12 protein-coding genes are annotated in these 12,418 nt (G+C 44.4%); 11 read left to right on the forward strand and 1 reads right to left on the reverse strand.

Annotation, left to right across the window (positions count from 1 at the left end; all coding sequences use genetic code 11):
* Positions 1 to 16: 16 nt before the first annotated feature.
* The 3 genes from ACKTRM_RS03280 (at position 17) to ACKTRM_RS03290 (ending at position 1,721) form a co-directional block, all read left to right on the forward strand.
* Entirely contained in the window at positions 17 to 616 is a 600-nt protein-coding gene (locus ACKTRM_RS03280) for a hypothetical protein (RefSeq protein ID WP_023356751.1), read from the forward strand.
* Between the two features lie 359 nt (positions 617 to 975).
* Positions 976 to 1,125, forward strand: a complete 150-nt coding sequence (locus ACKTRM_RS03285; RefSeq protein WP_012116970.1) for a hypothetical protein — start codon at positions 976 to 978, stop codon at positions 1,123 to 1,125.
* A gap of 206 nt (positions 1,126 to 1,331) precedes the next feature.
* Positions 1,332 to 1,721: a hypothetical protein gene (locus ACKTRM_RS03290; protein ID WP_012116971.1), complete on the forward strand. Its 390-nt coding sequence runs from the start codon at positions 1,332 to 1,334 to the stop codon at positions 1,719 to 1,721.
* 197 nt (positions 1,722 to 1,918) lie between these two features.
* Here the strand turns inward: ACKTRM_RS03290 and ACKTRM_RS03295 are convergent, their stop codons facing one another.
* Positions 1,919 to 4,396: a tetratricopeptide repeat protein gene (locus tag ACKTRM_RS03295; protein ID WP_012116972.1), complete on the reverse strand. Its 2,478-nt coding sequence runs from the start codon at positions 4,394 to 4,396 to the stop codon at positions 1,919 to 1,921.
* Between the two features lie 200 nt (positions 4,397 to 4,596).
* Here ACKTRM_RS03295 and gutB point away from each other — a divergent pair, with 200 nt between their 5' ends.
* The 8 genes from gutB to ACKTRM_RS03335 all read left to right on the forward strand — a co-directional run bounded on the left by gutB (position 4,597) and on the right by ACKTRM_RS03335 (position 12,391).
* On the forward strand, positions 4,597 to 5,658 hold the full coding sequence (gutB, locus tag ACKTRM_RS03300) for a sorbitol dehydrogenase (protein ID WP_012116973.1): 1,062 nt from the start codon (positions 4,597 to 4,599) through the stop codon (positions 5,656 to 5,658).
* A gap of 73 nt (positions 5,659 to 5,731) precedes the next feature.
* Entirely contained in the window at positions 5,732 to 7,108 is a 1,377-nt protein-coding gene (locus tag ACKTRM_RS03305; RefSeq protein WP_012116974.1) for an MFS transporter, read from the forward strand.
* 101 nt (positions 7,109 to 7,209) lie between these two features.
* Positions 7,210 to 8,172: a carbohydrate kinase family protein gene (locus ACKTRM_RS03310; RefSeq protein WP_012116975.1), complete on the forward strand. Its 963-nt coding sequence runs from the start codon at positions 7,210 to 7,212 to the stop codon at positions 8,170 to 8,172.
* 233 nt (positions 8,173 to 8,405) lie between these two features.
* Entirely contained in the window at positions 8,406 to 8,723 is a 318-nt protein-coding gene (locus ACKTRM_RS03315; protein WP_012116976.1) for a YjdJ family protein, read from the forward strand.
* Between the two features lie 113 nt (positions 8,724 to 8,836).
* On the forward strand, positions 8,837 to 9,523 hold the full coding sequence (locus tag ACKTRM_RS03320) for a PspA/IM30 family protein (protein WP_012116977.1): 687 nt from the start codon (positions 8,837 to 8,839) through the stop codon (positions 9,521 to 9,523).
* Between the two features lie 50 nt (positions 9,524 to 9,573).
* Complete coding sequence (locus ACKTRM_RS03325) at positions 9,574 to 10,599, forward strand: TFIIB-type zinc ribbon-containing protein (protein WP_007408871.1); 1,026 nt, start codon at positions 9,574 to 9,576, stop codon at positions 10,597 to 10,599.
* Positions 10,599 to 11,360 (forward strand): TPM domain-containing protein, encoded by a 762-nt coding sequence (locus tag ACKTRM_RS03330; RefSeq protein WP_012116978.1) that lies wholly within the window; start codon positions 10,599 to 10,601, stop codon positions 11,358 to 11,360. Before ACKTRM_RS03325 ends, ACKTRM_RS03330 begins: the two co-directional genes overlap by 1 nt.
* 26 nt (positions 11,361 to 11,386) lie before the next feature.
* On the forward strand, positions 11,387 to 12,391 hold the full coding sequence (locus tag ACKTRM_RS03335; protein ID WP_012116979.1) for an SPFH domain-containing protein: 1,005 nt from the start codon (positions 11,387 to 11,389) through the stop codon (positions 12,389 to 12,391).
* The last annotated feature ends 27 nt before the right edge of the window (positions 12,392 to 12,418 follow it).

The following is a 12,418-nucleotide window of genomic DNA, read 5'->3' on the forward strand; positions in this document are numbered from 1 at the left end:
TGGGAAAAGCGTTATAATGCATTATGAGGGGGCGCATATCATTGTGATACAGTTAAAGAATTTATATAAGGCAGTAGTAGTAATTTTAATAAGTGCCTGTTTTTTATTGTTTAATGGATGGTATTTTCATAAATGTATTATTGATCCGCATTACTACCAATTAACAGATTTTTCGGAAGAAGATATTCAAATTTTTGAGCATTTTTATAATATTGATCTACCTTCAAACACGAAGTTTATTAAAGCTGAGCAATTTGAAACAGGGATAGGTAATTATTCTGCGATTTTGTACGTATCATTACCTGCCAAAAAGGTAAAGCCTTTAGTTTCTGACTATTCTTATATGCCTATCTTTTATAACAATAGGTATACAGTATTTTATGGTGTTAATATTACAAGCAGCAATAAGGAAACAGCACAAATTACATTTGGAGCGGACGATGGCTCGCTGAATGGTTCTTTATGGAGTAAGCAAGTAAGGAATCTCTTAGAATCGAAAGGGAAGTATATTGGCGTTTCAGATGAAACTTATGTTATTTCTGCGTTTATAATTAACATCGTTTTTATTGCATTACTTGTTTGGATCTTGAAAAAGGGAAGAAGAACTAGAGTTTGAATTAAAAAATATTTGAACTCACCAGCCATAGAATGTTGATTAGAAATAATTAAGGGGTTTGTGCGTAATTAAAATTTGTAAAGGGAAGAGTTGAGTACTCTACCAAAAATCGCATACCCTTAGTTTTAGTGTGGTAATTGTACTGACACAGGGAACATTAGATCATTTTGTAAATACTTAAGGTTATCTCGGACAAAAAGAGTTTTCATCGCACAGATCTTATTAAATAATAAAACTAAGTCAATTTTAAATGCAGTTCAAGAGTATTATAATAGTCTTGTTTTTTCAGGATATAAGCTATTTTATAAAAATAAATTTAATAGTAATGAAATAATTCGAGACTGCATGCGAGTAATATTATGATTGGAGATAATCCTGATATTACAGCGGCAAGGGTAGCCCTAAGGAGTTCAATGCAAATGGAAGTCCCTTATTATACGGAAGAAAAGGGAGAAATTATTGCAAATGCTTTTGCTGATAAAATATTAGACCTTGTAGCAAGTGAATAGAAAAGTTTGAGTACCATACATTTCAAAGCTATAAAATAAACAAGATTTTTTCAAAAGAATCTTAAATTTGCATTAATATTAATAAATTTCTATCAAACGTATTCGTTTTTCAGGGGAAATATATGGGAAAACCTCTGTTTTTTTAGGAGAATATGTTATTATAACTGTGGATTTAAAATATTAAAAAGAAAAGAGGAATTCTAAAGATGAAAAAGTTAGTAATGATCCTGTTTACAGCAGCACTTTTGGGAGTTGCCATTTTCGCAGGCGGGTCAGAAGCATTAGCTATGGATTCGAAAGGTACAATTAAATTTAAAACAGATGCTAATACATATACGAAAAGCGCTACTTCCATTGTGGTTACTGGTACTTTGGCTAGGGATTTAGATAATGGCTTTTCAGTAATTATATTAAATAAAAAAGGTAAAGTAATTGCCAGAAAAGATATTTTGCATCGTATTGGTTCACGTAATTTTCGTGTGAGTTTTTCAACGAAAAATCTTCCTGCAGGTAAGTATGATGTGCAAGTTGGACAGGAATGGGGAGGAAGATATTGGTCAGGTGAACTAAAACATTATATTACAGTACAGCATTAATACGGCTGTATAAGTATTAACCTCTTGTTGTTAAAAAGTTTAACTTTAGAAATTTGTTTTCTGTGAAATATTAATTTTTCAATAAAGGTATCTTAATCAATTTACTGTACTGATAAAGATACCTTTTTATCTTTAAAAACAACAAGGTCATGAGTGTTTTTCAAAGCTCGTATCGCTAGCCGAAATGTAGTTGTCTTTTAAATGAGAATATCCATTTGCTCCACCTCACCCCGAATCCCAATCCCAGGCTCCCACGAATCAATCAAACGCATCGCTTTCTGATTCGATTCCATCGCTTTCGTTTTCTCTCCTTTACGATACAAGAGCTGTGCCATTCCGTAATAGTAATAGATCAACTCAACTTGATTGGCGTTATGTTTGTCATAGAGCATTTGTTCAAAGGCTTTTTCCGCTTTTTCGAGTTGATCACACTTCACGTAAGCCATGCCGAGGTTGAAATAGGCTTCTATCGTTTTTTCGCCGCCGTATGCGGCGCTGGTTGTGTTTGCCGCTTCGTATAATGTGATGGCTTCTTCGTAGTGAGAGCGGGCGAAACTCAGGTCGCCGCGGACCAGAAGAACCCTGTGCCGGATAATGGGGGAGACGGGCTGATCTTTGATTCCGTCCAGCATTGCTGCCGCTTTTTCCGGTTCTCCGATTTTTAACAGCAGCCTCGATTGCAGGGCGGTTCCCCATACTTTCAAGTCGTCGTGATCCGGCGCGCCTGATTGTTCGAGTATCTTCAGGCCGGCTTCTATTTGCCTGAGAGCTCCGTCTGAATCGTTGACTTCCATCAGCGCCCAGCCTGCCGTGTCGATCCGAAAGTAAGCTTCCCGCGTGTGTTCGCCTGATTGACGGGCGGCATCGGCGGCTTTTAATCCGTATTCGATTCGCAGGGGCAGGTTGATTCTGCTTAGAAAATGGCTGATGCGGATGATGAGTTTAATCAGGATGTCATGTTGTCCGGTTTCGCCCGACCATTCGATGACTTTTAGGATGTTCGGCCATTCCTTTTTCATTTGCTCTAAATTCCGTCCCAGCAAGTAGCTCCAATAGACAGAATTGGGCCGTTCCCGTTTTAAATGGGTTTCCGCATAATCAATATAATAATGCGCCCAGCGGCTGCGGGCTTCTTTTGCTAATTCGTGATTTTCGGATAAGTGCTGTTCTCCGTAAGCGACAACGGTTTGATGGGCTGCATATTGAATACTACCTGCGCTTCGTTCCGGCTGTATTAAAGCATATGACCGCATTTGCTCAATCGCGTAATGAAACCGCCGGGCGTCTAATCCGGCCGCTTGAGCCAAGCTTTTTTCATCAGGGGGCTTAGCGAAAAAGCAAAGCGTCTGCCATAGTTTTCGTGTGTCTTCATGACATCTGTCCCATGTGCGGCCAAAGAGAACCTCAAACAATTCCAATAATGAGTAGCCTGCTTGTTTAAGTTCTTGAATGAGCTGGGGAGCGGGGATATCGTCGTCTGACATGTAAGCGATGCTCAGTGCCATGGCCTTCGGGTTGCCGGCGGCTGCCGAGACGAATTCATTCTTAAGGTCAGGTGATAGCTCCAACAGCTGCTCCAGCTTTTCCCGTTTTTGCGGGAGGTTGCATGTTTGCAGACAGCGGTGCACTTCTTGATGGAAAAATTCAAGGGCATCTGTTTGTTCAAGGCCGCCCAGCTGGATGGCCGCCAGTTCCCCGAGGCCGTCCCGGTATGTCTGTTTTACGTTTTCCCGTGCCGTAAGGAGGACTTTTACGCCTTGCGGAAGGCCGATGATAAATTCGTGAATGTTACGTTCCGCTGTATCAATGCCGTCAACGATCAGCAATACTGGTGTTTCATTTGAATGAGCGGCTAATGCATTGCGGACGACAAACCGTTTTTCGTTGATGGATTTGTCGATTTGTTCTGCGCGTCCGAGCTGATAGGCGATCGTGTTTAAAAAATCGCTGAAGCTCAATCCTTTCCAGTCCGCGCTGATCCAGATGATGCTGTTGAATGCCGGCCAATCTGGTGAACCGCCGGCACAAAGGTAGGCTGCTTCAAGAGCGATCGTTGTTTTCCCCATGCCGGCCCAGCCTGTGATTAAACAGACCGGTGACTGGGACAGCATCCATTGCCGGATTGCTTCCATATCAAAGTTGCGTCCGATAAAGTTTCCGGTCCGGCGTGACGGTAAGTTATGCGTGACGGAGTTTCTTGTAAGCGCATTCGTTTCGTAGCTTGGTCTGTCATGAAACAGCCGCTTTACTGCTTTTTCAACATCGTCATCACTCGGCGCTCCGAATGATCTGTCTTTCCGGAGTATTTTTGCTTTTTTTAGACAAGACGCCGTCCAAACGGGCAGTGCGGGCTTGATAACGGGAATCGTGGTGTTTTCCAGAAGGCCGGTCAGCCATTCAGGATCCATGTCGGTCTTTTCTATAATGATCCAGATCATGCCGAACAGCTTTCCGTCGTCAATTCGTCCGGGAATGTAGTTTGCGCCCATCTGTCCGATCCAGCTTTTGATCGTGTTAGAGGAAACGCCTAATCGGAGTGCGATTTGATCTATATAAGACTGTCCTGTTTTTTCGTTCTTTTTCCTTCTGACTTTATAATCAGGATGATGTTTCAGCGATTTGACGGCAGGTGCCAGCAGTTCTGCAAATTGTGTCCGGTTCTCAAGTTCAGCCATTAGCCTGCACCTCCTATTAGTACTATTTTATCAATTCAGTGTTTTTTGTATATGAAAAAATAAAAAGTACAGTGCGGCTGTCCTTTTATACAGCAGGAAAGGCTGTTGAACGTATGGAAAAGCAGATAAAATAGGGGCAGTAACAGAGAAAACAAAAATGTATGCACTTACATTTCAAAGCAGAGAAAGGATTTTGCCAAATGACTCACACAGTGCCTCAAAACATGAAAGCGGCGGTTATGCACAACACGAGAGAAATCAAAATCGAAACATTGCCCGTGCCTGAGATCAATCATGATGAAGTGTTGATTAAGGTGATGGCTGTCGGAATTTGCGGATCTGATCTGCATTACTATACAAATGGCAGAATAGGCAATTATGTAGTGGAAAAACCATTTATCCTCGGTCATGAATGTGCGGGAGAAATTGCCGCCGTCGGATCGTCTGTCGATCAATTCAAGGTGGGAGACCGTGTCGCCGTCGAACCCGGTGTCACATGCGGACGCTGTGAGGCGTGTAAGGAAGGGCGTTATAACCTTTGCCCGGATGTACAGTTTTTGGCGACACCGCCGGTTGACGGCGCGTTTGTCCAATATATCAAAATGCGCCAGGACTTTGTTTTTTCGATTCCGGATTCACTATCCTATGAAGATGCGGCTTTGATTGAACCGTTTTCTGTCGGCATTCATGCGGCCTCGAGAACGAAGCTTCAGCCCGGTTCAACGGTTGCGATCATGGGAATGGGCCCTGTGGGGCTGATGGCCGTTGCGGCGGCGAAAGCATACGGGGCAGGCACAATTATTGTGACCGACTTGGAGCCGCTGCGGCTAGATGCCGCGAAAAAAATGGGTGCGACGCATGTCATCAATGTCCGGGAACAGGATGCCGGTGAAGAAATCAAAACGATCACGAATGGCAGAGGCGTTGATGCTGCCTGGGAAACAGCGGGGAATCCGGCGGCATTGCAATCCGCACTGGCTTCCGTGCGCCGGGGCGGAAAACTGGCGATTGTCGGTTTGCCTTCTCAGAACGAGATTCCGCTCAATGTGCCGTTTATTGCAGATAACGAGATTGATATATACGGAATCTTCCGTTATGCGAATACGTATCCGAGGGGAATTGAATTTCTCGCTTCCGGCATAGTGGACACGAAGCATCTTGTAACGGACCAATACCCGCTGGAGAAGACGCAAGAGGCGATGGAACGGGCCTTTCAATACAAAAATGAATGCTTAAAAGTGATGGTGTATCCAAATCGCTGAGTGAACGGGGAGGATCTTTGCATTCTCCCTCTTGCATATCAAAAATGAAAACGGATTCTTGGGGTGGGAAATAATGATTGAAACAGAAAAAGCAGCGGCAGTAAAGACGAAATATCGCGGCCTGTCCTGGATGGAACGGGTCGGCTACGGATTCGGCGATATGTCGTACAATATTATCTTTCAGTTTGTAAACGCATACTTATTATTCTACTATACAGACGTCGGCGGCATTAAGCCTGCGGTCATCGCAGCTTTGTTTCTTATCGTAAGGGTGCTGGACGCTATTTTTGACCCGATTATGGGCGTGATTTTAGACAAGACGAATACAAGATGGGGAAAGGCAAGGCCGTATCTTTTGTGGGTGGCGTTTCCTTTTGCGCTATTTACGTTCTTATGCTTCACGACCCCTCATTTCGGCGAGACGGGGAATATGGTTTATGCGTACATCACTTATATTCTGCTTGGGATGTCCTTCAGCATGCAGACGATTCCGGTCAACAGCTTAACGGGGCGGATGACGAATTCCGTGGAGGAACGGACGGTTCTGACGACGACCCGGATGATTTTGGTTTATATCGGAATTCTGTTATCGATTTCCTGTGCGACACCGCTTGCGGACGCCATCGGCGGGAAAGATCAGGCGTTTGGATTCCAAATGACGGCGCTTATCTATGCGGCGGTGAGCATCGCATTGAATCTGTTCAGTTTCTTTACTGTGCGGGAACGGATTCAGCCTGAAAAAAGAAAAAAACAAGGAATGAAAAAGACGTTGTCTGTTTTGTTCCGAAACAAGCCTTTGCTCATTTTGGTTTCTGCATTTTTGGCGTTTGCGATTGGGTTTAACATTAAGCTCAGTACGATGGTGTACTATTTTACGTATAACGTCAGCCATAAGGAATTTGTGTTTTTAGGAACCGTGTTGTTTTTCGGCGCAGCGCTGATCAGCAATCTGTTTATTCCTTTCTTTTCTGAGAAGCGGGGCCGGAAGCAGGTTATGATCATCACGGCGGCGTTATCGCTGATTTCTTATGCGGGCCTTCAGTTTACATCGTATTCTTCGCTGCCGCTTATTTTCTTTTGGCTTTTCGTTTCGGGATTTTTCACGACGCCTTTAAATACGCTTGCTTGGGGAATGGTTGCCGATTGTGTCGATTATGCGGAATGGAAAACCGGAGTCCGGGCTGATGGCGTGGTGATCTCGAGCATGAGTTTCATCAATAAGCTCGGAGTTGCGTTAGCCGGGTCATTTTCGGCCGTTTATCTCGGAATCGCCGGATATGCCGCGAATACCGATCAGACGACCTCGTCATTGAATGCGATTAAAAATATGAATGCGCTCATTCCGGGATTGTTCATTCTGCTGTCTATTATTCTTATTTCTTTTTATCCTTTAACTGAAAAAAAATATCAGCAGATGATGTCTGATCTGGAGCAAAGGGCTGCCAGATAAGTATACGTAAAATTTAAAATATTCTATGTATACGGTTGTATTTATGACAGAAAGCTCTATACTGAAACTATAATCGAGAATTGATAAATGAGTGTGATAATGTGGGAAGCCAATCTGTTATTTGTATTGGAGAATTGTTAATTGATTTCTTTTGTACCGATGTGGATGTTGATTTGACAGAAGGACGCAATTTCTTAAAAAGTGCCGGCGGCGCACCGGCGAATGTGTCGGCTGCCATTGCTAAGCTGGGCGGAGACGCGGCTTTCAGCGGGAAAACAGGCAAAGATCCGTTCGGGTATTTTCTGAAGCAGACATTGGACGCCGCACATGTCGATACCTCTATGCTTGTCATGGATGAGAAAGCGCCTACAACGCTTGCGTTTGTTTCATTAAAACAAAACGGGGAGCGCGACTTTGTGTTTAACAGAGGAGCGGACGCTTTGTTTACGCTGGATGATATTGATCTGGAAAAGGTAAACGGTGCGAAAATCGTTCATTTCGGATCAGCGACAGCATTGTTATCTGATCCGTTTTGCTCAGCCTATTTACGGCTGATGTCGATTGCGAAAGACAATGGACAGTTTATTTCCTTCGATCCTAACTACCGTGAGGATTTATGGAAAGGAAGAGTTTCAGAGTTTATAAACACCGCAAAAAAAGCCGTTGCCGTAAGTGATTTTGTGAAAGTCAGTGACGAAGAGCTTGAGATCATCAGCGGTGCGAAGGATCATAAAGAAGGTGTTGCGGTTCTTCATGAGCTTGGAGCCGGCATTGTGGCGGTGACAATCGGGAAAAACGGTACCCTTCTTTCAAATGGGAAGGATATTGACATCATTCCGAGCATTCCGGTGACATCAATAGACTCAACGGGAGCGGGAGATGCGTTTGTCGGCGCGGCGCTGTATCAGCTGGCGCGCACGGATGAGATTCAGACGGCAGCCGATGATTTTGCGAAGCTGCGTGATATTGTCTCATTTGCCAATAAGGTGGGGGCGCTCGTGTGCACCAAAATCGGTGCGATCGATGCTTTGCCGAGTTTAAAAGAGGTTGAAGTATCACTGTAAAATATCGAGGATGCTTCTTGAAAGTCATCGGACTTCGGGAAGCATCCTCTTTTATTTAGGCCTGAAACCCTTTTCGATATAAGGTATACTTTAGAAAGGCATCCAGTAAATTGAACCGATGTGAAGTACATACAATCACGTTTTTATCAGTTCTGAGTAAAACCAAGTTTCTGCTGCTGCCGTCATGTATAGTGTGTCGGCCTGTGATATTGAACCGCGGAGGAATGTTTTTCATGAAACATGTTTTTCTTATTGTGCAATGCGCGTTTTCTGTTTTTTGTTTTCTTTGTCTTGCCGCTGTCAATTGGTATCAGGGGAGTGAGCTTGTTTCTGATTCGTTTGATTGGAATGATACGGCGAAATTTTCAAAGCTTTTGAATGGGACGGATACGATTACAAGTCCTGAACAGATTTCGCAGCTTGATTTCTTTGTGTATGCTGCGAAACATTATCCGTTAGTGAGCGGGTTGATGATCGGGCTTTTTATTTATTTTTTGTTCTCACTGTATCTGGTCGTGAAAAATTTCCGCCGGCACAAATGGGCTGAATGAGACTATTTTCATATAAAATACATAAATTCATGAGAAAATGAAACTTTTTTCGAAAAAAACAGTATAGATAACTATGAACTTGTTACTATTTAATTTTGGGAGGAAAATGAAAAATGAGTATTTTAGGAAGATTTAAAGACATCATGTCAAGCAATATCAATGCGCTGCTGGATAAAGCTGAAAACCCTGAAAAAATGGTTGATCAATATTTGCGGAATCTGAACAGTGATTTAGGAAAAGTGAAAGCGGAGACGGCTTCTGTCATGGCTGAGGAACAGCGGGCGAAAAGAACGTTAACAGAATGCCAGGCTGATGCCGAAAAGATGGAAAGTTATGCGATGAAAGCGTTGCAGGCCGGCAATGAAGCCGATGCGCGGACATTTTTGGAAAGGAAAGCGGCTGTTGAATCAAGACTGACTGAGCTGCAGACGGCTTATCAGCTCGCTTCTTCCAACGCCTCTCAAATGCGCAAAATGCATGACAAGCTTGTCGCTGATATCGGAGAGCTTGAGTCGCGCCGAAATGCCATCAAAGCGAAGTGGTCTGTGGCAAAAACGCAGGAGAGAATGAACAAATTGGGGTCCTCTGTGTCAAATGCGGGCCAATCGATGACAGCTTTCGGCAGAATGGAAGACAAGGTCAACCAAGCGCTTGATCATGCCAATGCGATGGCTGAGCTGAACGCGTCTCCGAAAGACGATATTGACGATCTGACGGCTAAATATGACAGCAATCAAAGCAGTGTCGATGATGAATTGGCGGCGCTTAAGCAGAAAATGCTTTTCAGTAAAGATCAATAGACAGCGGGCTGCAGCTTTGTCCGATATAAAGAGAAAGTGAGAGAAACAGAATGATCATTTCTTATAAATGCCCGAACTGCGGCGATGATATGGTCTTTGACAGTTCATCCGGCATGCTGACATGTCACAGCTGCGGGCGGCAGGATCAGATTGAAAGCCTGCCAAAGGAGTATATTACGACGAGATTTTCCGAAAATGAGGCGAACGAGTACCGGTGTGAGAATTGCGGCGCGGTATTAATGACTGAGGCGGAAACGACGGCCACGACGTGCGGGTTTTGCGGAGGAGCCGCCGTTCTCGCCGACCGATTGTCGGGAAATCTCGCGCCTTCGATGGTGATTCCTTTTACGATCAGTAAAGAAGAGGCCATGAGCGCTTTTAAAAAGTGGTGCCGAAACGGCCGTCTGACACCGAAAGGATTTATGACTGCCGATCGGGTGAAGAGCATAACCGGCATGTACGTGCCGTTTTGGATGTTTGACTTAAACAGCAAGGTTCAGGTCAATGCCGTTTGTACGAGAGTGCATCACTATGAAGATGGAGAATACCGGGTGACGGAGACCGAGTATTACAACGCGTACCGCGATATCAATCTTGATTATCTCAAAATTCCGGTCGACGCTTCAGAAAAAATGAATGATGAATTAATGGACAAATTGGAGCCTTACTCATACAGTGAGCTGAAGGAGTTTAATACGGCCTATTTAGCGGGATATATAGCGGAAAAGTACAATTATACCGATGACGATCTCTTTCCGCGGGCGAAGGATAAAATCAGCCATTATATTGATTCTTATATCAGATCCACCTTCTCCGGATATACGACGGCTGACATTACGGATGAGCAGATTCAGACCGATAAAATCAGCAGCTTTTACGTACTGCTTCCGGTCTGGATGGTCAGCTACGACTATGAGCGGGCTGAACACATTTTTGCGATGAACGGGCAGACGGGCAAGGTTGTCGGCAAACCGCCGATCAGTGCCGGAAAAGTGGCCGCGTGGTTCGGCGGCATAACCGCCGGTGCGTTTTTAGCATTAAGACTCGTCTCACTTATGATAGGAGGCGGTTTTTGATGAAAGTATCGATAAAAAAAGCGTGTCTCTTCTGCTTCGTCCTTTTTCTGATGCTGTCTTTTGGTTTACATACATCGGCGTCTGCCGCGGAACAGAAGCAATATGTTTATGACAATGCTCATTTATTAACGAAGGATGAAACGAAGAAACTTGAGGAATTGGCCGGGAAGCTCGGGGCAAAGCGCCATACCGATTTTATCATTCTTACCGCAAACGGAACGGGCGGTAAGGACATCGAGCAGTACGCCGGTGATTTTTATGACAGTCATTTTAGCGGAAGCACGGCGATTTTGACCATTGATATGAAAAAGCGGGAAGTATTTATCTCCGGATATAAAAAGGCGGAGACGTATTTGAATAACAGCCGGCTGAATACGATCAGAAATACGATCTCGTCAGATATTTCCGCAGGCCATTATGAAAAGGCGTTTCAGACCTACATCAAGTTGGCTTATAAAGATATGGGGAAAAGCCCGGACGACAAGTCTGACAATCTGCTGCTCACATGGTGGTTTCAGCTCATTATTGCCGCAGCCGCGGCCGGAATCGCCGTCACTGTGATGGTGTACAATTCCGGCGGCAAGGTCACCGTCACCGGCAGCACGTATATGGATCACGATACGTCTGAAGTGCTGAGCCAGCACGACACATATATCCGAACCGACGTTACAAGAGAAAAAAAGCCTGATAAAGATAATGACAATGACGGCGGAGTCACGAGGGGCGGCACGAGTTACAGCGGAAGCAAGGGTAGTTTTTAAATTATATGTAAAGGATTTGAGCATACATGGGTTTTTTCAGAAATCAGTTAGCAAATGTGGTGGAATGGGAAGAATTCAGAGACGACATGGTTTTCTATAAATGGAACAACCGTGAAATTAAAAAAGGCAGCCGTCTGATCATCCGGCCGGGGCAGGATGCCATCTTTTTATACAACGGGAAAATTGAAGGGATTTTCCGTGATGACGGCGATTATGATATCGAATCAGAAATCATTCCGTTTCTATCTACACTAAAAGGGTTTAAGTTTGGCTTTAACAGCGGCATGCGGGCTGAAGTGCTGTTTGTGAATACGAAGGAGTTCACCGTGAAATGGGGCACAAAAAACGCCATCAACATTCCGGCGGCAGGTATGCCGGGCGGTATGCCGATCCGCGCAAACGGCACATTTAACTTCAAGGTCATTGACTACATCGGATTGATTGATAAGATTGCGGGTGTCAAAGACAGCTATTTAGTGGAGGACATTAAAATCCGGATTACGTCTATTCTCGATCAGCTTTTGATGAAATGGATCACCAGAGAAGGAAAAGACATGTTCAATCTGCAGTCGAATTCCTTTGAAATCGGAAAAGGGATTCAAGAAGATCTTGATATGCAGCTGATCGGAGACGGCATGTCGATTACGGGCTTCAATATTATGAGCTTTAACTATCCGCAGGAAGTTCAGGATATGATTACGAAAAACGCTTCTTACGGCATGGTGGGCGATGTGAACCGCTATCAGCAGATTTCCATGACGGACGGAATGTCATCCGGCAAAATGAACGGAAGCGGCGCCGCCTCAGACATGGCGGGCATGATGATGGGAATGAATGCGGCAAATCAAATGATGAACCAAATGAACCAAAATCAGCAGAACCAGCCGCAGCAAGATCAAAGTCAGCAGAATCAGGGGACGGCACCGGCAAACGGCGCGGAAGGAGCGGCTAAGCCGAAATTCTGTCCGAACTGCGGAACGAAAACGGAAGGCGCGAATTTTTGTCCGAATTGCGGACAGAAGCTTGCGTGACGATATGCGAAAAAGAGGCCTTTTTGG

It is taken from the genome of Bacillus sp. D7-8 (assembly GCF_052055895.1).
Classification (GTDB): Bacteria; Bacillota; Bacilli; order Bacillales; family Bacillaceae; genus Bacillus; species Bacillus velezensis.

Coding starts and splice junctions, on each gene's coding strand:
- ACKTRM_RS03315 (WP_012116976.1), top strand. CDS start 8,406: ATGAAACATGTTTTTCTTATTGTGCAATGCGCGTTTTCTGTTTTTTGT.
- ACKTRM_RS03335 (WP_012116979.1), top strand. CDS start 11,387: ATGGGTTTTTTCAGAAATCAGTTAGCAAATGTGGTGGAATGGGAAGAA.
- ACKTRM_RS03325 (WP_007408871.1), top strand. CDS start 9,574: ATGATCATTTCTTATAAATGCCCGAACTGCGGCGATGATATGGTCTTT.
- ACKTRM_RS03295 (WP_012116972.1), bottom strand. CDS start 4,396: ATGGCTGAACTTGAGAACCGGACACAATTTGCAGAACTGCTGGCACCT.
- ACKTRM_RS03280 (WP_023356751.1), top strand. CDS start 17: ATGCATTATGAGGGGGCGCATATCATTGTGATACAGTTAAAGAATTTA.
- ACKTRM_RS03290 (WP_012116971.1), top strand. CDS start 1,332: ATGAAAAAGTTAGTAATGATCCTGTTTACAGCAGCACTTTTGGGAGTT.
- ACKTRM_RS03320 (WP_012116977.1), top strand. CDS start 8,837: ATGAGTATTTTAGGAAGATTTAAAGACATCATGTCAAGCAATATCAAT.
- ACKTRM_RS03285 (WP_012116970.1), top strand. CDS start 976: ATGATTGGAGATAATCCTGATATTACAGCGGCAAGGGTAGCCCTAAGG.
- ACKTRM_RS03330 (WP_012116978.1), top strand. CDS start 10,599: ATGAAAGTATCGATAAAAAAAGCGTGTCTCTTCTGCTTCGTCCTTTTT.
- gutB (WP_012116973.1), top strand. CDS start 4,597: ATGACTCACACAGTGCCTCAAAACATGAAAGCGGCGGTTATGCACAAC.
- ACKTRM_RS03305 (WP_012116974.1), top strand. CDS start 5,732: ATGATTGAAACAGAAAAAGCAGCGGCAGTAAAGACGAAATATCGCGGC.